The following is an 18,922-nucleotide window of genomic DNA, read 5'->3' on the forward strand; positions in this document are numbered from 1 at the left end:
GTTTTGGGCTTTGCTAAGGTTAACAAAGCCGCTGCTGGCTTACTGCATGTCAGGCTTTGTTAACTTTACGAAAGCGAGCGGCGAGCGTGGCGGTTGAGCTATCAAGCCCACCATCTGATGCGCCTTCAAGCACGGGGAGCAGCGCTGTGGCTTTCTCTTTGCCAAGTTCGACACCGAACTGGTCAAAGGAGTTGATGCCAAGGATCACCCCCTCAACAAACACCCGATGCTCATAGAGCGCGATGATCTTGCCGAGCATCGCGGGTGTGAGCTGCTCATAGGCCAGCGTTGTTGACGGGCGATTGCCTGCAAAGGTGCGTTGCGCGGCCTGGGCTTCAAGTTCGGCGCCTTCAAACCCCAGCTTAGCGGCAATCTCGCGGGCATCATCAAGGCTGCGGCCAAGCATCAGTGCCTGACTCTGGGCCAGACAATTTGCGACCAGAAGCGCGTGGTGATGCGTGAGATCGGGCTCATGGCCGCGCATGGCGACGAGGAACTCAGCCGGCACGATTTCGGTGCCTTGGTGCAGGAGTTGAAAATAGGCGTGCTGGCCGTTCGTGCCTGGCGTGCCCCAGACAACAGGGCCGGACCCAAGCGGCAAAGGCGATCCGTCTTTTGCGACAGGCTTGCCGTTGCTCTCCATTTCAAGTTGTTGGAGATATGCTGGCAACTTTTCCAAGCGCTGATCATAGGGCAACACGGCGCGGCTGGCATAGCCACAGGCTTTCTGGTTCCAGAGACCGACGAGTGCGAGCAAGATCGGCAGGTTCTGCGCTGGTTTGGCTGTCTGGAAGTGTTCATCGAGCTCGGCGGCACCCGCGAGGAACGCATCAAAATTGTCAGGGCCGATTGCCAGCATCAGCGAGAGGCCGATCGGCCCCCAGACGGAATACCGCCCACCGACCCAGTCTTCAAATCCGAACACCCGCTCGGAGGCGATGCCCATAGCAGCGGCTTTTTCCTCGGAGGTCGAGATTGCTGCAAATTGCGCGCCAGTGTCTGTGACGGTTTTGGCCATCCAAGCCCGCGCGGTTTCGGCGTTGGTCATTGTCTCGATGGTGGTGAAGGTTTTGGAGGCTACGAGCACCAGAGTTGTTGTCGCGTCGAGGGTTTTTAAGGTGTCAGCGATATGCGCGCCATCGACGTTTGAGACAAAATGCGTGCGCGGGCCGTCGTGAAAGGGCGCCAGCGCGGCACTGGCCATAGCCGGGCCAAGATCAGACCCGCCGATGCCGATGTTAACCACATCGGTGATCGGGCCGCCCTGCCCTTTGATCCGCCCTGTGCGGATGTCATTGGCGAAGGTTTGCATGCGGGCGCGTGTGGCGCGCAGCTCGGGCATGACGTCGGCCCCGTCGCTCATGATGACGGCATTATCAGGGGCGCGCAGAGCCGTGTGCAGAACGGCGCGGCCTTCGGTTGTGTTGATTTTTTCGCCTGCGAACATGGCTTTGCGCGCGGCCGGCACATTAACAGCCAAGGCGAGCAACCCGTTCAGGGTTTCGCTGGTGATCGCTGTTTTGGAATAGTCGAAATACAAACCACAGGCCTCGGCAGAGAAATCTCTGACGCGCGTGCTATTCTGATCAAACAGTTCAGAGATTTGCGGCCGCGTTTCGGCTTGCTTTAGCAGCGTATTCCAGACGGGTAACATTGCAGATCCTTCATTTGATATTATGACCTGTGGCGACCTGTGGCTGCCCTATGGCGCCCAATGCACTGTCATGCCCTCAAGCACGGCATTTACGGGGGCCTTTTCCTTGGGCAAGGTGGCGGCACGCTCAAGTGCGGTGAGCTTGGCTTGACCGATGATCACCAAGTGTTTTGACAGCGCACCGTTCAGGGTATTTGCTGTCATGCTGACACGAGCCTCGCGCTGATCGGGGGCGCTTATCGGCGCGAGAATTGCCGATGTTTCGCTGTTAAGCGCAGCCTCTAGCCCTCCGGCACGCGGAAACAGCGAGGCCGTGTGCATGTCCTCGCCCATCCCGAGCAGGAGAACCGAGATCGGCAGGCTGGGAAGGATGTTTGCCTCAATGTCTGCCAAGGCGCCGTCAGGGGTTGCAGCGCCTGTGTAATAAGGATGAAACACAGCGTTTGTGGCGCGGCTTTGCAGCAGGCGCTCGCGGATGAGCCGTGCGTTCGAGCGCACATGCGCCTCGGGCAACCAGCGTTCGTCAGAGAGCATCACATCGACACGAGACCAGTCAAGATCGGCGGCGCAAAGGCTGTCAAAGATCGGCCCTGGAGTGGTTCCGCCCGGAACAACGAGGCTGGCGCGTTCTTCATGAACAAGCACGTTTTTGAGCTCGCCTGCCAACATGTTTGCAAGGTCCATCGCGAGGATCTCGTCATCGGCGTATTTGATTAGTTTCATTTGCGTATCTCCCGCCAGCGGCGTCCGTCTTGGTGCATAAGCATGAGGGCGTCAGACGGCCCTGCACTGCCGCTATCATAGGGCAAAGGGGTGTCGCCTGCATCAACGAAAGCATTGATAATCGGATCGGCCCAGGCCCATGCGGCCTCGACTTCATCATCGCGCATAAACAGGGTTTGGTTGCCGCGGATCACGTCCATGATCAGGCGCTCGTAAGCGTCGACAACGTCAGTTGCTCCGTCGCCGAGGGCGTCTGCAAAACTCATGTCGAGCGGCACGTCGATGAGGCGCATACCGCCCGGCCCCGGCTCTTTGATGGTCACGCCAAGTTCGATGCCTTCGTTGGGCTGAAGGCGGATTGTCAGGATATTGCGGTGACGGCCTGCTTCCTCGCCGAAGATCGAGTGTGGAGTGTCTTTGAACACCACGGCAATTTCAGAGGCACGATGCTTGAGGCGTTTGCCGGTGCGCAGATAAAACGGAGTACCCGCCCAACGCCAGTTGCTGATATGGGCTTTGATGGCCACGAAGCTCTCGGTTTTGGAGGATTTGTCGCCGGCGTGCTCTACATAACTTGGTTGCGTGTCGGTGCCTTCATATTGTCCACGCACGATCTCGTCGGGGGCAACAGGCTCGAGCGCGCGGATGACTTTGAGCTTCTCGTCGCGCACCGCGTCGGGCTCGAATTTGGCGGGCGGTTCCATCGCGATCAGACAGAGGAGCTGCATAAGATGGTTTTGCACCATGTCGCGCATGGCTCCGGCGCGGTCATAGTATTCGCCCCGCCCTGCGACACCGACGGTTTCGGCAACGGTGATTTGAATGTGATCAATGTATTGGCTGTTCCAAAGCGGCTCAAACAGCATGTTACCAAAGCGCACAGCCATAAGGTTTTGCACGGTTTCTTTGCCGAGGTAGTGATCAATCCGGTAGATCTGCTTTTCGTCAAAATGCAACGCCAGCGCGCGGTTTAGTTCACGCGCTGAGGCGAGGTCACGGCCAAAGGGCTTTTCAACCACAATGCGGGTTTGTTCCCCTGCCATGCCATATTTGTGCAGACGCTCGGCGAGGCCTTCAAACAGGCTCGGGCCGACGGAAAAGTAGAAGGCTTGTATAACGCCACGCCCAAGCTTGCTGGCAAGTGTTTCCCAGCCGTCTTCGCCGAGCGCGTCGATTTTGACGTAGTCCAACTGATCGAGAAACGCTTTGAGATCGGCCTTGTCTGCTTTCTCGGCGTCGCCAAACTCGTGCAGGGCTTCGCTGATGTTTTTGCGGTAGTCATCGGCATCAAAATCGGAGCGGGCCGCGCCGATGATGCGCGCGCCTTCCGGCATTTGGCCAGCGCAGAAACGGTGAAACAGGCTCGGCAGGATCTTGCGGCGTGCCAGATCACCTGTGCCACCAAAAATGACCAGATCAAATGCGTCAACGGGGATGGTGCGAGAGACCATGAGCTAACTCTTCCTCTGTTTGTTGCCGCATTGATAGCAGCCTTGGGAAACTTCACAAAGGCGTCAACACAAACCTCGCCTCTTTTTGCCCGCTACTTTTTCGGGTAGCGCTAGAGCACCGACAGCAAGAGGCCCGCATGGACGACTACATCAACAACCTTCCTGTTACCGCTAACATAGGCAAGTTTCAAGACCCATTGACCACTGCTACCGGCGAATTGCGCGCGCATGTGCCTCTGAGCAATCCGGAGACGATCTGGTTTAACACGGGAACGCTGTGTAACATTACCTGTGCCAATTGTTACATCGAAAGCTCGCCCACAAACGATGCGCTGGTTTACATGAGCCGTGCAGAAGTAGAACCCTACCTGGATGAAATTTCCGAGCTTGGCTGGGCTGTTCGCGAGATCGCTTTTACTGGCGGTGAGCCGTTTATGAACCCCGAGATGATCGGGATGATGGAAGCCGCCCTTGAACGCGGCTTTGAGGTGTTGGTGCTCACCAACGCGATGCGCCCGATGATGCGCAAGTCAATGCAGGCGGGCTTGCTCGACTTGCATGAGCGCTTTGGCGACAAAATCACCCTGCGCATTTCTGTTGATCACTACTCCGAAGAGCTGCACGACGCCGAGCGCGGTAAAGGCAGCCTTGCGCGCACGCTGGAAGGCATGGGCTGGCTGCGTGACAACGGCTTTAACATGGCCGTCGCAGGGCGGATCGCCTTTCATGAAAACGAAGCCCAAGCGCGGGCAGGCTATGCTCATCTTTATGCCGAAAACAACTTTAAGATTGATGCGCAAAATGCTGGTATAACTGTTCTTTTCCCCGAGATGGACATGAGTGCCGAAGTGCCCGAGATAACGACAGAGTGCTGGGGGATTTTGAACAAATCACCAGATGATGTGATGTGCTCTTCCTCGCGCATGGTGGTCAAACGCAAGGGCGCCGAGCGCCCTGCCGTGCTGGCTTGCACCCTGCTGGCCTACGAGCCGGAGTTCGAGCTTGGGGCGACGCTGCGCGAGGCCAGCAAACTTGTGCAACTGAACCACCCCCATTGCGCCAAGTTCTGCGTTTTGGGCGGGGCGAGCTGCTCTGCCTAAGGCTTACTGAGTGTGCCTCCGCCAACGGAGGCGCGCACGCCTGTTGTGCTGGGGCAGGACGTTGGCAGCCCGCGCGCAACCCTTACGGCGAGATAGGCAAAGGCCTGCGCTTCCAGCATATCTCCGTTGAGGCCGGTGTCGTCGATATTGCGAACTGGCACATCAAGTGCCGCTTGCAGCATTTGCATCATCACAGGGTTGAGCCGCCCGCCGCCTGTGACCAGCACTTCTTTTGGCGGCACGGGGGCGTGGTCCATTGCCTGTAAAACAGAGGCCGCGGCCATGCCTGTGAGCGTTGCGGCAGCGTCGGCATCAGAGAGCTCGAACACCAGTTCGCGCATTTCGCAAAAAGCGTCTCTGTCCAATGACTTGGGCGGAATTTTGTAAAAATACGGATCAGCAAGGAAGAGTTCGAGTGCGCCGGTTTCGACCGTGCCTTTGCGGGCCAATGCGCCGTCTTTGTCATAGGGCTGGCCGAGACGCTCTTGCAGCAAATCGTTGATTGGCGCATTCGCCGGGCCTGTGTCAAAGGCCAGCACTGCGCCCTCGGTTTCGGGGGCCTCGATGCGTGGATCGGTGAAGGTTATGTTGCCAACCCCGCCGAGATTGAGGAAGGCGACAGGCTCTTTGTAACCCAGATAGCGCGCGCAGGCATGGTGAAAGAACGGCGCTAAAGGTGCGCCCTCGCCACCCATTTCAATGTCGGCTGTGCGAAAATCCCACACAACTGGCGTGTTGAGTTCCCTGGCCAGCACCGCCCCGTCACCCATTTGATGCGTTCCGCGATTGTGCGGGTCGTGCGCGAGGGTTTGACCGTGAAAACCGATGAGCTCGGCAGCGTAAGGTTTAAGCGCTTCAATATGCGTTTGTTGAGTGATTTCAAAGGCCTGCTCCAAGCTTTCGTCGCCCTGCCACTTGCCCAATGCGGCGCGTAAAACCTGTTGCTCGGCAGACGTGTAGCCACGATAGCCTGTGTCGCCAAAGCTGAAGATATCGCGACCATCGGTGACCACGACGGCCACGTCGACGCCATCAAGCGAGGTGCCGCTCATCGCGCCCAAGGCCGTGACTTTCGCGCTCTTCAACATGGCTTCAACATGGCCTTTTCCTTATCTGTTTGTCGATCTATACAAGCGCGGCAAGTAGCAAGGAATATTAAAATGACATACACACCCAAATCGGAGTTCATGCGCGTCATGATGGAGCGCGGCTTTCTCGCCGACTGCACCGATTATCAGGCGCTTGACGATGCACTGATCGAGGGGGTTGTTCCTGCTTATATCGGCTATGACGCGACGGCGAAGTCGCTTCACGTGGGCCACCTGATGAACATTATGGTGCTTAGATGGCTGCAAAAATGCGGCCATAAGCCGATCACATTGATGGGCGGCGGCACGACAAAAGTGGGCGATCCTTCGTTCCGCTCCGATGAGCGCCCCCTGCTCGACAATGCGGCGATCGACGCCAACATCGACGGGATGAAGCAAGTATTCGCCAAGTACCTCTCTTATGGTGAGGGCAAGTCAGATGCGATTATGCTCAACAATGCCGAGTGGCTTGATGAGCTGAACTACCTTTCGTTCCTGCGCGACATTGGCCGCCACTTCTCGGTGAACCGGATGCTGAGCTTTGAGAGCGTCAAATCGCGGTTGGACCGCGAGCAGAGCCTGAGCTTTCTTGAGTTCAACTACATGATCTTGCAGGCTTATGACTTCCTTGAGATCAACCGCCGCTATGGCTGCCTGCTTCAGATGGGCGGCTCGGACCAGTGGGGCAACATTGTGAACGGGATCGACCTGACGCGCCGTGTGCTCGACAACCAGATCTTTGGCCTGACCACGCCGCTGCTGACCACATCAGACGGGCGCAAGATGGGCAAGTCACAGGGCGGCGCGATCTGGCTGAACGCGGATATGCTGAGCCCTTATGAGTTCTGGCAGTTCTGGCGCAACACGACAGATGCGGACACGGGCAAGTTTCTCAAAATCTTCACCGAGCTTTCTGTTGAAGAATGCGACAGGCTCGGTTCGCTTGAAGGACAAGCGATCAACGACGCCAAGATCATCCTCGCCAATGAAGTCACCACACTTTGCCACGGGGCTGAGGCGGCTGCGGCGGCTGAGGCGACGGCGCGTGAAGTGTTTGAGAAGGGCGGCGTTGGGGAAGATTTGCCGACAGTCACCCTGCCCGCTTCTGAGGTTGGCGAGGCGATTTCGGCGGCGCAACTGTTTGTCAAATCCGGCCTTGTTGGCTCTGGCAAGGAAGCCAAGCGGCTGATTTCCGAAGGCGGCGCGAAGGTGAACGACGAAGCCGTCACCGACGCGGGCCAGATGTTTGGCGCAGAAGCGCTCAAAGCCACGGTGAAGCTGTCAGCGGGCAAGAAACGTCACGCCCTGGTGAACCTCGCATAACCTTAGCTGAGAGGACGTATCTTGAGGCGTGTGAGGCGGTTGTCTTCGCGCGCCTCAACGGTAAAGCGGAAGCCGTGGAACGAGAACACCTGCCCTGCTTGCGGGATCATTTGCGCTTCGTGGATCACCAGACCGGCAACCGTATTGGCGTGCTCGTCGGGCAAGTTCCAGTCGGTTTCGCGGTTGAGGTCACGAATGGTCATTGCACCTTCGACAATCACATGTCCGTCAGCGCCGCGCTCGACAGCCTGCTCAAGTGCAGGATCGTGCTCATCGGTGATCTCGCCGACGATCTCTTCCAAGATGTCCTCAAGCGTGATCAGCCCTTGCAGCACGCCGTATTCATCAACCACCAGAGCAAAGTGTGTGCGGCGGCGCAAGAACTCGCGCATCTGGTCGTCAAGCGTTGTGGTTTCGGGCACGAAGTATGGCTCCATCGCCACGCTGCGGATTTCAAAACTCTCGAACGCTGCAGCAAAAGTGCCGCCGTTGACCATGTGCTTGTGCATAGAGCGCAGCAAGTCTTTGGCATGCACGACGCCGATGATGTTGTCGGGGTCATCTTTATAAACAGGCAGACGCGTGTGATTTGACTGCAAGCATTGCTCAAGAATTGCGTCTGGTTCTAGGTCAGCGTCGATCATCTCGATGCCGGAACGGTGAAGCATGATCTCTTCAACTGTGCGCTCTGACAGGTCTAGTGCGCCAAGAATACGGTCGCGATCTTCCTTTTCGACGATGCCCTCGGAGTGACCAAGCGAAATGGCGCCGGCGATCTCTTCACGCACAGCCAGGATGTGGCTGTCGGGATCGGTTTGCACACCAAACAGGCGCAGGATCAGGCGCACGAGCCAACGCACAGCGCTGACCATCGGCGCAAACACCAGCACAACGATTCGAATGGGCGCCGAGACTTTGGCAGCGGCAGATTCAGCGTTGGTTATGGCATATGTTTTGGGCAGAACCTCTGCGAAGACCAGCACAAGGACCGTCATCACCAATGTTGCCAGAGCCACACCGCTTTCGCCAAATATCTGCGTGAACAGAGATGTCGCCAAAGCCGCGGCAAGAATGTTGACGAGGTTGTTGCCAAGCAGCACCGAACCAATGAGGCGTTCGTTGTCTTCAGTGATATCGAGCGCACGTTGCGCCCCACGCGAGCCTTTGTCGGCCTGCGTGCGCAGCTTGCCGCGCGAGGCAGCGGTCAGCGCAGTTTCACTGCCCGAGAAAAAGCCGGACAAAACCAGCAGAAAGAAGATCGCCCCCGCGACAAGCCAATAGGCGTTGTCGGGCTGCGCTATGTCATTGCTCATTGAAGGCTCCAAAACTCATACTGGCTTATGAAGGGGTTGGAGGGCTGTTTTCAAGCCCTCCTGCTCTATTTTGCAAGCGGGTGATGCTTATGAACCAACTCTGACAGCCGCTCTTCCAGCACATGTGTGTATATCTCGGTTGTTGAGAGATCAGCATGGCCGAGCAGCACTTGGATAGCCCGCAGGTCGGCTCCGTTGGCCAGCAAGTGTGTCGCGAAGGCATGGCGCAGCTTATGCGGGCTGACTTTGGCCGGAGAAACACCGGCCGTAACGGCGATCTCTTTGATCAGCAGATAAAAGCGGTGCCGCGTCATGTGGCCTTCGGCACTGCGGGAAGCAAAAAGGAACTTTGACGGTGGCTTGCCTTTCTTGCGGCCCTGCTCTTCGAGCGCGTCGCGCAGCTTGAGCCAGCCTTGCAGCAGAGCACGTGCATCCGGCGACAACGGCACGATGCGTTCTTTGCCGCCTTTGCCCATGATCATCAGCATCTTGGGGTTGCCGCGTGCCGCAGCGACGGGCAGCGAGACAAGCTCGGTAACGCGCATGCCTGTGGCGTAGAGCAACTCCATGAGGGTTGCGTTGCGCAAGCGGTCGGCCTCGGTGCGGCCCGTTATTCTGGCGGCTTCAAGCAAACGCGACACTTCCTCCTGACCGAGCACTTGTGGCAGGGCTTTGCTGCGGCCCGGGCCAGAAATGTCGATAGCCGGATTGTCGCTGCGCAGGCGCTCCTCATAGGCGAAGCGGTAGAACTGTTTGACCGCAGAGAGGCGCCGTGCGCGCGTTGATTTTGCAAGCCCCTGCGCGTCGCATGACACAAGGTAAGCCTCGATGTCGGGCTTCATCAGCTTCGACGGGTCGTATTTGCGAGAGCTGCAAAAACTCAAGAAGTCATTGAGATCACGCGCGTAGGCCAAGAGCGTATTTTTGGCGGCACCATCTTCGGCGGCCTTGGCTTCAAGAAACATGCCGAGCCAGTTTGACATGCTAAGTGCCCCGCTTAAGCAACAACATTTGCAAGGCCGCGCGGCGGGAAACATCTTCAAGCCCCATCTGGCGCAGGCTGGCAAAGGCCCGTGTAAGAGCTGTATAGTCGCCGGATTGACCGTGAACGAGGCCGCTCATTGCGATCAGGATCGCCTCTCCAAGCTGACCATCGGCGAGCATCGCCGTTAGCCGATTGGTGCTTTCCGGTGTCTGGGGCTGTGGCGTCAGTGGTGCCGAGAAGCCGGCTTCTATTGCGAGGGCCATAGCCGAGTTGAGCGCCGCTGCACCTTTCGGCTCGCCTTTGGCCAAACTAACCAGAAAGGCGTTGCGTGGCGTGTTTTGCGGCGCCTTGGCCTCTTCATAGGCCGGTGTCAGAAGTTTCAGTTCAAAACCGGCTTGAGCGGCGGCACCGGTGAGCGGCATGCCTTCAAGCTCTGGAACGTAAAGCTCGGCCAGCACAGTCTCAAGCCCGACTTCGGACAGCGCCTTGCGAGCCGCAAGCAATGCGTCATTCAACGACGGGTTGCCGTTGCCTGCGAGGGCTGCATCAAGTTTTTGCACCGCGCGGGCACGCTCCCAGACGCCACCGGAGGCCGAGGGCTTACGGCTTGTATAAAGCCCGAGCAACACATTCGGCGAGACAGCTTCAACCCGCGCGAGGCGTTCGGCGGCTTCAAGCTGTGATTTCCAACCCGAAAGCTCGCGCAAGTCGGAGACAGCGAAGGCTAGCGAAAGGCCAGCTGTCGGCAGCGCATGCCCCGTGGCCTCGTATAGGCGGAACTCAAGCGGGGTGATATTGCGTGGCGGCGCAAGGTTCGGGGCTTGTTCGGCAAACTCCGGGTCAAGAAACGCTTTGAGCAGGCGTTTCTCGGTGGGCTCCAGAAGATTGAGCGCCGTCGCCGTTTCAAAGAGCAGGCTTGCCTGTTCCCAGTCGCCTCCGCGCATGGCGCAGAAGGTGTAAGCGCCGTAGTCATTTGTAAGCGAGCGTGACGCATTGAGCGTTTCACAGGCTTTGTCCTCAAGCCCGGCATAGAGTGTCAGATCAAAGTAGAGATCAAACTGGCGGGCGCTGGAAAGTGGCAGTTGAGACAGCAACTCCGCGGCAGGCTCTATCACTCCGAAGGAGGCGAGCCGTTCAGCACGCAGGGACAAAAACGCTTCCGGATCAGTGCCATTCGGCGGCTCGCTTTCAGCCAGCAAGAGCGTGTAGAGCAGCTCCTGCACGACAGGGATGTCATGCGCATCAAGTTGCTCGAACTGATGTTTGATACGAGAAACTTCGCTTTTTTCCCAGAGCGTTTCTGGCAGGCCTGTCACCCGTGAGGGCAACAATCCGATAGAACTCGGGCCTTGCTCGGTGCCGATCGGCTGAACGGCGACTTGCGGCGCTGTCGCGTTTTGTGACACCGGCGCTTCCGCAGTTCCAGGCACAACAGCCTGAACTGCGGGGGCAATTACGGGGCTCGGATCATCCAACCAGTCGATAGCGGATAACGGCGATTGAGCGACAGCTGGCGCGGCAAGTGCGCTTGCGATCAGAAGCGCCCTAATTCGCATCAAGCTCCACCGGGATACGAATCTCTTCAGATTTTGGCGCGAAGGACGGATCAAACAACGGGCCGACATAGGCATAGCCCACAAGCCCAATAGCCCCAAGTATAACGAGGTAGAACAGCCATTTGATCAGTCGTCCCATTTGCTCTGCCCTATGCTTTTCTTGCAGATGTTCTGCGTGTTTTTTGCACTTATAACTGGCCTTTTTCAAAATATCACGCCATTCAGGCATAGGACACAGAAAACTGCAAAGAAATGCCGATAGCGCGGGGTTGCATGGCACATAAGCTCAAGAAAACGATTGTTCTTGTTGGCATGATGGGCGCTGGCAAAACGGCTGTGGGCAAGGCTCTGGCCTTAAAAATAGGTGTTCCGTTTCGTGATTCTGATGCGGAGATAGAGCAAGCCGCGAACATGAGCATACCCGAGATTTTCGAGCGTGATGGCGAGGCGTTCTTTCGAGCCCGCGAGAGCGAAGTGTTGCAAAGACTGCTGGCTGAAAAGCAAAAATGCGTGCTGTCGACAGGTGGCGGCGCGTTTTTGGCTGAACCCAATCGTGAGGTGATCAGTGCCAAGGGCGTTGCTGTTATGCTTGACGCCGACCTTCCGTTGCTTTGGAACCGCGTGCGCCACAAAGACAGCCGCCCCTTGCTACGCACCCGAGACCCGCGCAAAACCCTGGCGGAACTCTACGCCAAACGTGCACCCATCTACGCCCTCGCAGATTTGTCGGTGCGTGGATGCGCTGAATATTCCATCGAAGAAATGGCGAATAAAGTGCTCGAAGTGCTGGCCACACGACACGATGTCTTGGAGGTACTCTGATGCAGGAACTTGTTCGGGTCGAGCTTGGAGAACGGGCTTATGACATATGCATTGGCGGTGGGGTGCTAAACAAGGCCGGCGCGCTGATAGCCCCTCTTCTCAAGCGTCCGCGTGTCGCGATTGTAAGTGATTCACATGTTGCCAGCTTGCATCTGAAAACCCTCACCAGCGCCCTGGACGCGGAGGGGATCACACATTCAAACCTCTCACTGCCACAAGGCGAGGCCACCAAAAGCTGGCCCTTTGTGCAACAGGTCACGGAGTGGTTGCTCGCGGAGAAGATCGAACGCAACGACATTGTCGTCGCTTTTGGCGGTGGCGTAATCGGCGATCTGGTCGGATTTGCCAGTTCCATCCTGCGGCGCGGCGTACGCTTTGTGCAAATACCAACATCCCTGCTTGCGCAGGTCGACAGCTCGGTTGGTGGCAAAACCGGCATCAACACCCCGTTTGGCAAAAACCTCATTGGCGCATTTCACCAGCCGAGTCTGGTTCTGGCTGATATCAATGTTCTAGGAACACTCACGGAGCGTGATTTTCTTGCCGGCTACGGCGAAGTGGCAAAGTACGGCCTCCTTGGTGATCTAGGCTTTTTCGAGTGGCTCGAAGAAAACGGCCCCAAGTTGGCAGCTGGCGACGCAGCCGCGCGCCTTGAAGCCGTGCGCCGCTCAGTGCAGATGAAAGCCGATATCGTCGCGCGCGACGAAACCGAGAAAGGCGAACGCGCACTCCTCAACCTCGGACATACCTTCTGCCATGCACTGGAAGCCGCGACGGGCTACTCCGACAGGTTGCTGCACGGTGAGGGCGTCGCCATAGGCTGCGCGCTGGCATTCGAAACATCCGCCCGCCTAGGCCTTTGCTCTCAAGAAGCGCCCAGTCGCGTGCGCGCGCACCTCAAAGACATGAAGATGAAATCGGATATATCTGATATTTCAGGCGAACTTCCAGATGCCGCCGAGCTGATGAAGCTCATGATGCAAGACAAGAAAGTCAGTGCAGGAACGCTTAACTTCATCATGGCTCGCGACATTGGTCAGGCCTTTGTGACCTCGGACATCGATCATTTCACGGTAAAATCAGTCCTCACCGACGCCCTAACCAAGCACCCCTAGCTTTTTCTTGGAGAAAGTATCCTAGGGGGTTTGGGGGACTAGTCCCCCATCTGGACTGCGGTATGGGGGACTAGTCCCCCATTTACTCTTCCTGCGCACCGAAGGTGCTCTATTTGGTCAAGCCCGCAGTCTTTCGCCCTTCGGGTCAAACGGAGGCTCAAAAAGTATTCGTGCTTTATGGGCACGTCCAAGCACCATCACGTCAACTTCGTCACCAGCGGCGGCTCCCTTCACATAACCAAGTGCAAGGCTCATGCCGACGGTGTAGCCATAAGCCCCCGAGGTCACGCGCCCGATGCCGATGCCGTCTTTGAAGATCGGCTCACCTCCGGTTGCATCTGCGTTGGATGCCGTGACAGCGGCTTCATCCAGAGCCAACAGCACCAGTGTTTCACGCGCAGGTTTGGCCATCACTTCGGCGCAGGCGGCTTTGTTCAAAAACGCCTTGTCCATTTTGCAAAGCCGTTCCAGCCCGACCTCCTGTGGCCAGTATTCAGGGCTGTATTCGCGGCTCCATGAGCCATACCCTTTCTCGACCCGCAGGCTCATGAGAGCGCGCCCCCCAACAGGGCCTGCGCCAAATTCGCGGCCAGCGTCTAGCAAGGCTTCAAACATGCGTTTCTGGTCTTTCGTCTTGCAGTGCAACTCCCAGCCCAAATCACCCGTGAAGCTCACGCGCAGTGCAATGCACTCAACACCGGCGATCTCGACACGTTTGGAGCGCATGAAGGCGAAGTCTTCGGTTTCAAAGCTGGTGTTTGACATCCGCTGCAACAACGCGCGCGACTTTGGCCCCGCGACGTTAAAGCCGCACATCTCTTCGGTCATGCTTTCAAATGTGGTGCCTTCGGGCAGCTCAACCGCGTCGTAAAAGCGCTTTTGGTAGCGCTCGGCCATGCCGGAGGAGATGATCCAGAACTCGTCATCGGCCAGTTTGGTAACGGTTGCATCTCCCGCAATTCCGCCACGCACACCGATCAGAGGCGTGAGGCAAGAGCGGCCCACGACCGAAGGCATTTTATTGGCGAACACAGAGTTCAGCCAGTCTTCAGCCCCTGCCCCTTTGCAGCGGTATTTTGCGAAGTTTGAAATATCGATGATGCCTGCCTTTTCGCGCAGCATTTTACATTCTTCGCCGACAGGCCCCCACCAGTTTTGCCGCGTGAAGCCGTCGGTATCGGAAGCGCCCTTGTCACCGTACCATAGCGGGTGTTCCCAGCCGTAGTTAAGGCCAAAGACTGCCCCCAGGTCTTTTTGCACCTCATAAGCAGGTCGCGTGCGGGCCGGTCTACCTGCCGAGCGTTCTTCATTGGGGAAGTGGATTTTGAAGCGGTTGGCGTAGCTGTCTTGCACCCGCGCTTTGGTAAACGCCTTGGTCGCCCAGCTTCCAAACCGCGCCATGTCCCATGCGAACATGTCATATTCCATCTCGCCCGTTGTGAGCCACTGCGCAACCATAAGGCCCATGCCAGCAGACTGCGAAAAGCCCGGGATGATGCCGTTACAGCAGAAATAGCCTTTGAGTTCCGGCACAGGGCCAAGGATCACATTGCTGTCGGGCGACCAGATCATCGGGCCGTTGATGACCCGTTTGATGCCTGCGGTGCCGACAACTGGCACGCGGTCAATCGCACGCATCATGTTGTCTTCAATGCGCTCAAGATCGTCAGGGAAAAGGTCATGCGCGAAATCAAGCGGCGTGCCTTCTTCGGCCCAAAAGCGCATGTCTTTTTCGTAGGCGCCGATCAGCAGGCCCTGCCCTTCCTGGCGCAGATAATACTCGCCGTCACGGTCGGCGACCGAGGGCAAGCGTTTGCTCATGCCTTCAATTTCGGCAATGCTCTCGGTGACAAAATACTGGTGTTCGGTTGGTTGCAGTGGCAACTCGATGCCCGCCAGCGCCGCAACTTCACGGCCCCAGAGGCCAGCCGCGTTGATCACCCAAGGTGTTGCAATGTCGCCCTTGGGCGTGCGCACGATCCATGAGCCGTCGGGCTGCGGCTCGGTCCCTGTGACGGGCGTAAAGCGCATGATCTCGGCGCCGTTCTGGCGCGCGCCAGCGGCGTAGGCGTTGGTGACACCGGAGGGGTCAACATTGCCGCCGTCTGGCTCCCACATGATACAACGGATGCCATCAAAGTTGACCAGCGGGTGCAGCTTTTCGGCCTCGGCGCGCGTGACCTCGTGAAAGTTCATTCCGTAGAGCTTGGCTTTCGCTGCTTGCAGGCGCAGTTGGTGCTCGCGCTCTTCGGTTTGTGCCAAGTAAAGCGATCCGGGCTGGAAGACGCCGCAACTTTGGCCTGTTTCTTCTTCCAGCGCATTGTAGAGGTTCATCGTGTAGTGTTGAAGGCGGCTGATATTGGCGCTGTCGTGCAGCCCGTGGATATTGGCCGCTGCGTGCCATGTGCTGCCGGACGTCAGCTCGTCACGTTCAAGGAGCACAACGTCTGTCCACCCCAGTTTGGTCAGGTGATACAGAATGGAGCAGCCGATTACACCGCCTCCGATAACGACGGCTTGAGCCTGTGTGCGCATGGGTTGTGCCTTTGCATTTGCGAGATGTTGTCTCCAGCATGGCGCAGGCGGAGGCGATTCTTTTGTCTCAAGGCGACATGTTTTGTCGCCCTTGGCATAGTGAGTGTGCCCGCGCTAAGACTAGCTTAGGCCAACACAAAAAGGAGAGAGTAATGAAAACCACCACAAGAGTGGCCGTCATTGGCGGCGGAGTTGTTGGCGTGAGTGTTCTGTATCACCTGACCAAACTGGGCTGGTCAGATGTAATGTTGATCGAGCGCTCCGAGTTGACGTCTGGCTCGACATGGCATGCGGCTGGTGGGTTTCATACACTGAATGGCGACACCAACATGGCGGCACTTCAGGGCTATACCATCAAGCTTTACAAGGAGTTGGAAGAACTCACCGGCATGTCGTGTGGCTTGCACCATGTTGGCGGTGTGACGCTGGCCGACAACCAGGAGCGCTTTGACATGCTGCTGGCGGAGCGCGCCAAGCACCGGTTTATGGGGCTTGAGACAGAAATAGTCTCGCCCGAGGAGATCAAAAAGATCGCGCCGGTGACCAATGTTGAGGGCATCCTTGGCGGGTTGTATGATCCGCTCGACGGGCACCTTGACCCCTCCGGCACCACACATGCCTACGCCAAGGCGGCGCGCATGGGCGGGGCCACCATTGAAACGCATTGCAAGGTGATCGAGACCAACCAGCGCGCTGATGGCACTTGGGATGTTGTGACCGAGAAAGGCACTGTGCACGCCGAGCATGTGGTTAACGCAGGCGGGCTTTGGGCGCGGGAAGTTGGCGCAATGGCGGGTGCTTACCTGCCGCTGCACCCGATGGAGCACCAGTATATCGTTACCGACGAAGTGCCGTTGATCAAAGAGATGATGGCCAGCGGAACCGAGCACCCGCACGTTATGGACCCTGCTGGCGAGAGCTACTTGCGCCAAGAAGGTATGGGGCTTTGCATCGGGTTTTATGAGCAGCCTTGCCGTGCCTGGGCGATTGACGGCACCAAGTGGGACTTTGGCCATGAGCTGCTGCCTGATGACTTTGACAAGATCGAAGACAGCATCGAGTTCGCATACAAGCGCTTTCCTGATCTGGAAAAATCCGGTGTGAAGTCGGTCATTCACGGGCCGTTCACCTTTGCGCCTGATGGCAACCCGCTGGTTGGCCCCGTGCCGGGGCTGCGCAATTACTGGAGCGCCTGCGGTGTTATGGCAGGCTTTAGCCAAGGCGGCGGTGTTGGGCTGATGCTAGCGCAGTGGATGGTTGAGGGCGAGTGCGAGCGTGACACCATGGCGATGGATGTGGCGCGATTTGGCGACTGGATTACACCGGGATACACACTGCCGAAGGTGATCGAGAACTACCAAAAGCGCTTTAGTGTCGCCTACCCTAACGAGGAACTGCCAGCGGCGCGGCCTTTCCGCCAAACACCGATGTATGATGTGTTCGACGGGCTTGGCGCTGTTTGGGGTGCACAGTTCGGACTTGAAGTGCCGAACTACTTCGCGACGGGCGATGAGCCGCGCTATGAAACGCCGTCATTCAGGCGTAGCAATGCGTTCGAGGCGACAGCACGGGAAGTGAAAGCCGTGCGCGAGGCCGTTGGCATCAACGAAACCCACAACTTTGGTAAATACCTTGTCACGGGGCCAAATGCGCGTGCCTGGCTTGACCGCATTATGGCAGGGCGTGTGCCTAAGGCGGGGCGCTTGTCGCTGACTCCTATGCTCTCGCCAAAAGGACGCCTGATTGGTGATTTCACCATTTCCTGCCTCTCGGAGGGCGCGTTTCAGCTGACGGCGAGTTATGGCTCTCAGGCCTATCACATGCGCTGGTTCGAGCAAAACGAGATGGACGGTGTGCGGGTTGAAAACGTCTCTGACAAGCTCAACGGTTTTCAGATCGCGGGGCCGAACGCGCTTAAGGTGCTGACGGCTTGCACACGCGCCGATGCGGCGGCGATGAAGTTCATGGACGTGCGGCACATGACAGTCGGCATGGTTGATTGCGTTGTGCAGCGAGTGAGCTATTCGGGCGATCTGGGCTATGAGATCTACTGTGACCCGATGGCACAGCGGGCTTTGTGGGATGTGCTTTGGAGCGCTGGCAAAGAGCACGGTATGCGCCCCTTCGGGATGCGCGCGATGATGTCGCTCAGGCTCGACAAGTTCTTTGGCTCGTGGCTCTCTGAGTTCTCGCCGGATTATACTGCGGCCGAGACAGGGCTTGACCGGTTTATCAGCTTCAAGAAAGAGGTTGATTTCATTGGTCGCGCGGCGGCAGAGGCGGAACGTGAAAAAGGCCCTGCCCGCAAGCTATGTGCTTTTGTTGTGGAGGCTGACGATGCCGATGTGAACGCCTATGAGCCGATCTGGCTTGACGGTAAGGTCGTCGGGTTCTGCACTTCGGGCGGCTATTCGCATCATGCAGGCAAGTCTGTGGCGCTCGGGTTTGTGCCGGTGGAGCGCGCCGAGGCTGGCTTGAAAGTCGAGATCGAGATCTTGGGGCAAATGCGCAGCGCAACCCTGATCACCGAACCACTGTTTGATGCCGATGGAGCAAGGATGCGCGGGTGAAACAACGCGCGATATTACTTCCGGCGGCTGGCGCGTCCTCGCGAATGCGCGGGCGCGACAAGCTGCTGGAGGACGTATTTGGCGCGCCTTGTTTGCGGGTTATGGCCGAGCGATCTTTGGAGAGTGGTGCCGAGGTGATCGTCACTGTTCCGAGTTTGGAGCATGCGCGGGTCACGGTTCTGGACGGGCTTGATGTGACGCTTGTTGCTGTGCCTGACGCCAGCGAAGGCATGGCCGCGTCTTTACGCAGGGGTGCTAAAGCAGCAGAAGGATGTTCTGCGCTGATGGTGCTACCACCCGACATGCCCAGTCTTTTGGTTAGCGATATCAAAGAGATGTGGCGCATATTTGATGTGATAAAAGGACCCATCATATTAAGGGCGACCACAGGGTGCGGCGAGCATGGGCACCCTGTGATCTTCGATGCGGCATTTCTGCCAGCATTTCAGGCCTTAAGCGGAGACAGCGGTGCGGCCCCTATTCTGCGGGCACAGCCGGATGCTGTAAGATTGCACCCTCTGCCAGACGAACGCGCACGGGCTGACCTTGACCGTCCGGAGGACTGGGCAGCGTGGCACCGTGCGCAGGACGCGGAAGAATGATTTCGTCGATGTCCTGAAAGATGATGCTGTCAATGCCGTCAGTGATACTGCCTGCGTTCGGTGAAACGAACTCTACTGAAAGCGC

General features: G+C 57.7%; 15 protein-coding genes. 6 read left to right on the top strand and 9 right to left on the bottom strand.

Annotated features, from left to right (window positions below):
* Positions 1 to 49 precede the first annotated feature (49 nt).
* From pgi to zwf, 3 genes are read right to left on the bottom strand one after another with little or no spacing between them, the layout of a single operon-like run.
* Positions 50 to 1,654 (bottom strand): glucose-6-phosphate isomerase, encoded by a 1,605-nt coding sequence (gene pgi, locus KO498_RS11840; protein ID WP_215960095.1) that lies wholly within the window; start codon positions 1,652 to 1,654, stop codon positions 50 to 52.
* A gap of 48 nt (positions 1,655 to 1,702) precedes the next feature.
* A complete protein-coding gene (gene pgl, locus KO498_RS11845; protein ID WP_215960096.1) occupies positions 1,703 to 2,377 on the bottom strand; it encodes a 6-phosphogluconolactonase in 675 nt (224 codons plus the stop codon).
* On the bottom strand, positions 2,374 to 3,828 hold the full coding sequence (zwf, locus tag KO498_RS11850; RefSeq protein WP_215960097.1) for a glucose-6-phosphate dehydrogenase: 1,455 nt from the start codon (positions 3,826 to 3,828) through the stop codon (positions 2,374 to 2,376). The genes pgl and zwf overlap by 4 nt, the downstream gene beginning before the upstream one ends.
* Before the next feature lie 137 nt (positions 3,829 to 3,965).
* Between zwf and KO498_RS11855 the strand changes: the two genes are divergently transcribed.
* Positions 3,966 to 4,928, top strand: a complete 963-nt coding sequence (locus tag KO498_RS11855; RefSeq protein ID WP_215960098.1) for a radical SAM protein — start codon at positions 3,966 to 3,968, stop codon at positions 4,926 to 4,928.
* Here KO498_RS11855 and KO498_RS11860 read toward each other — a convergent pair.
* On the bottom strand, positions 4,925 to 6,016 hold the full coding sequence (locus KO498_RS11860) for an anhydro-N-acetylmuramic acid kinase (RefSeq protein ID WP_215960099.1): 1,092 nt from the start codon (positions 6,014 to 6,016) through the stop codon (positions 4,925 to 4,927). The genes KO498_RS11855 and KO498_RS11860 overlap by 4 nt on opposite strands.
* Positions 6,017 to 6,088: 72 nt before the next feature.
* Here KO498_RS11860 and tyrS point away from each other — a divergent pair, with 72 nt between their 5' ends.
* Complete coding sequence (gene tyrS, locus KO498_RS11865) at positions 6,089 to 7,339, top strand: tyrosine--tRNA ligase (RefSeq protein ID WP_215960100.1); 1,251 nt, start codon at positions 6,089 to 6,091, stop codon at positions 7,337 to 7,339.
* A gap of 2 nt (positions 7,340 to 7,341) precedes the next feature.
* Here the strand turns inward: tyrS and KO498_RS11870 are convergent, their stop codons facing one another.
* From KO498_RS11870 to KO498_RS11885, 4 genes are all read right to left on the bottom strand, one after another.
* Entirely contained in the window at positions 7,342 to 8,652 is a 1,311-nt protein-coding gene (locus KO498_RS11870; protein WP_215960101.1) for an HlyC/CorC family transporter, read from the bottom strand.
* 65 nt (positions 8,653 to 8,717) lie between these two features.
* A complete protein-coding gene (locus tag KO498_RS11875) occupies positions 8,718 to 9,635 on the bottom strand; it encodes a site-specific tyrosine recombinase XerD (RefSeq protein WP_215960102.1) in 918 nt (305 codons plus the stop codon).
* A 1-nt stretch (position 9,636) separates the two neighbouring features.
* Positions 9,637 to 11,193 carry a hypothetical protein gene (locus tag KO498_RS11880; protein ID WP_215960103.1) on the bottom strand — a complete coding sequence of 519 codons (1,557 nt, stop codon included), beginning with the start codon at positions 11,191 to 11,193 and terminating at the stop codon, positions 9,637 to 9,639.
* A complete protein-coding gene (locus KO498_RS11885; RefSeq protein ID WP_215960104.1) occupies positions 11,183 to 11,332 on the bottom strand; it encodes a hypothetical protein in 150 nt (49 codons plus the stop codon). Before KO498_RS11885 ends, KO498_RS11880 begins: the two co-directional genes overlap by 11 nt.
* Positions 11,333 to 11,466: 134 nt before the next feature.
* Here KO498_RS11885 and KO498_RS11890 point away from each other — a divergent pair, with 134 nt between their 5' ends.
* On the top strand, positions 11,467 to 12,015 hold the full coding sequence (locus tag KO498_RS11890; protein ID WP_252731394.1) for a shikimate kinase: 549 nt from the start codon (positions 11,467 to 11,469) through the stop codon (positions 12,013 to 12,015).
* Positions 12,015 to 13,130 (top strand): 3-dehydroquinate synthase, encoded by a 1,116-nt coding sequence (gene aroB / locus KO498_RS11895; RefSeq protein ID WP_215960106.1) that lies wholly within the window; start codon positions 12,015 to 12,017, stop codon positions 13,128 to 13,130. The genes KO498_RS11890 and aroB overlap by 1 nt, the downstream gene beginning before the upstream one ends.
* A 117-nt stretch (positions 13,131 to 13,247) precedes the next feature.
* Here the strand turns inward: aroB and KO498_RS11900 are convergent, their stop codons facing one another.
* On the bottom strand, positions 13,248 to 15,665 hold the full coding sequence (locus KO498_RS11900; protein ID WP_215960107.1) for a GcvT family protein: 2,418 nt from the start codon (positions 15,663 to 15,665) through the stop codon (positions 13,248 to 13,250).
* A gap of 152 nt (positions 15,666 to 15,817) precedes the next feature.
* On the opposite strand from KO498_RS11900, the gene KO498_RS11905 reads away from it, so the two are divergent.
* Entirely contained in the window at positions 15,818 to 18,235 is a 2,418-nt protein-coding gene (locus tag KO498_RS11905; RefSeq protein ID WP_215960108.1) for a GcvT family protein, read from the top strand.
* Positions 18,232 to 18,837, top strand: coding sequence for a nucleotidyltransferase family protein (locus KO498_RS11910; RefSeq protein WP_215960109.1), 606 nt, complete (start codon positions 18,232 to 18,234; stop codon positions 18,835 to 18,837). The genes KO498_RS11905 and KO498_RS11910 overlap by 4 nt, the downstream gene beginning before the upstream one ends.
* The last annotated feature ends 85 nt before the right edge of the window (positions 18,838 to 18,922 follow it).

This window comes from Lentibacter algarum (assembly GCF_018860975.1).
Lineage (GTDB): Bacteria > Pseudomonadota > Alphaproteobacteria > Rhodobacterales > Rhodobacteraceae > Lentibacter > Lentibacter algarum_A.

Coding starts and splice junctions, on each gene's coding strand:
- KO498_RS11905 (WP_215960108.1), top strand. CDS start 15,818: ATGAAAACCACCACAAGAGTGGCCGTCATTGGCGGCGGAGTTGTTGGC.
- KO498_RS11880 (WP_215960103.1), bottom strand. CDS start 11,193: ATGCGAATTAGGGCGCTTCTGATCGCAAGCGCACTTGCCGCGCCAGCT.
- KO498_RS11890 (WP_252731394.1), top strand. CDS start 11,467: ATGGCACATAAGCTCAAGAAAACGATTGTTCTTGTTGGCATGATGGGC.
- tyrS (WP_215960100.1), top strand. CDS start 6,089: ATGACATACACACCCAAATCGGAGTTCATGCGCGTCATGATGGAGCGC.
- pgi (WP_215960095.1), bottom strand. CDS start 1,654: ATGTTACCCGTCTGGAATACGCTGCTAAAGCAAGCCGAAACGCGGCCG.
- KO498_RS11900 (WP_215960107.1), bottom strand. CDS start 15,665: ATGCGCACACAGGCTCAAGCCGTCGTTATCGGAGGCGGTGTAATCGGC.
- pgl (WP_215960096.1), bottom strand. CDS start 2,377: ATGAAACTAATCAAATACGCCGATGACGAGATCCTCGCGATGGACCTT.
- aroB (WP_215960106.1), top strand. CDS start 12,015: ATGCAGGAACTTGTTCGGGTCGAGCTTGGAGAACGGGCTTATGACATA.
- zwf (WP_215960097.1), bottom strand. CDS start 3,828: ATGGTCTCTCGCACCATCCCCGTTGACGCATTTGATCTGGTCATTTTT.
- KO498_RS11855 (WP_215960098.1), top strand. CDS start 3,966: ATGGACGACTACATCAACAACCTTCCTGTTACCGCTAACATAGGCAAG.
- KO498_RS11875 (WP_215960102.1), bottom strand. CDS start 9,635: ATGTCAAACTGGCTCGGCATGTTTCTTGAAGCCAAGGCCGCCGAAGAT.
- KO498_RS11885 (WP_215960104.1), bottom strand. CDS start 11,332: ATGGGACGACTGATCAAATGGCTGTTCTACCTCGTTATACTTGGGGCT.
- KO498_RS11860 (WP_215960099.1), bottom strand. CDS start 6,016: ATGTTGAAGAGCGCGAAAGTCACGGCCTTGGGCGCGATGAGCGGCACC.
- KO498_RS11870 (WP_215960101.1), bottom strand. CDS start 8,652: ATGAGCAATGACATAGCGCAGCCCGACAACGCCTATTGGCTTGTCGCG.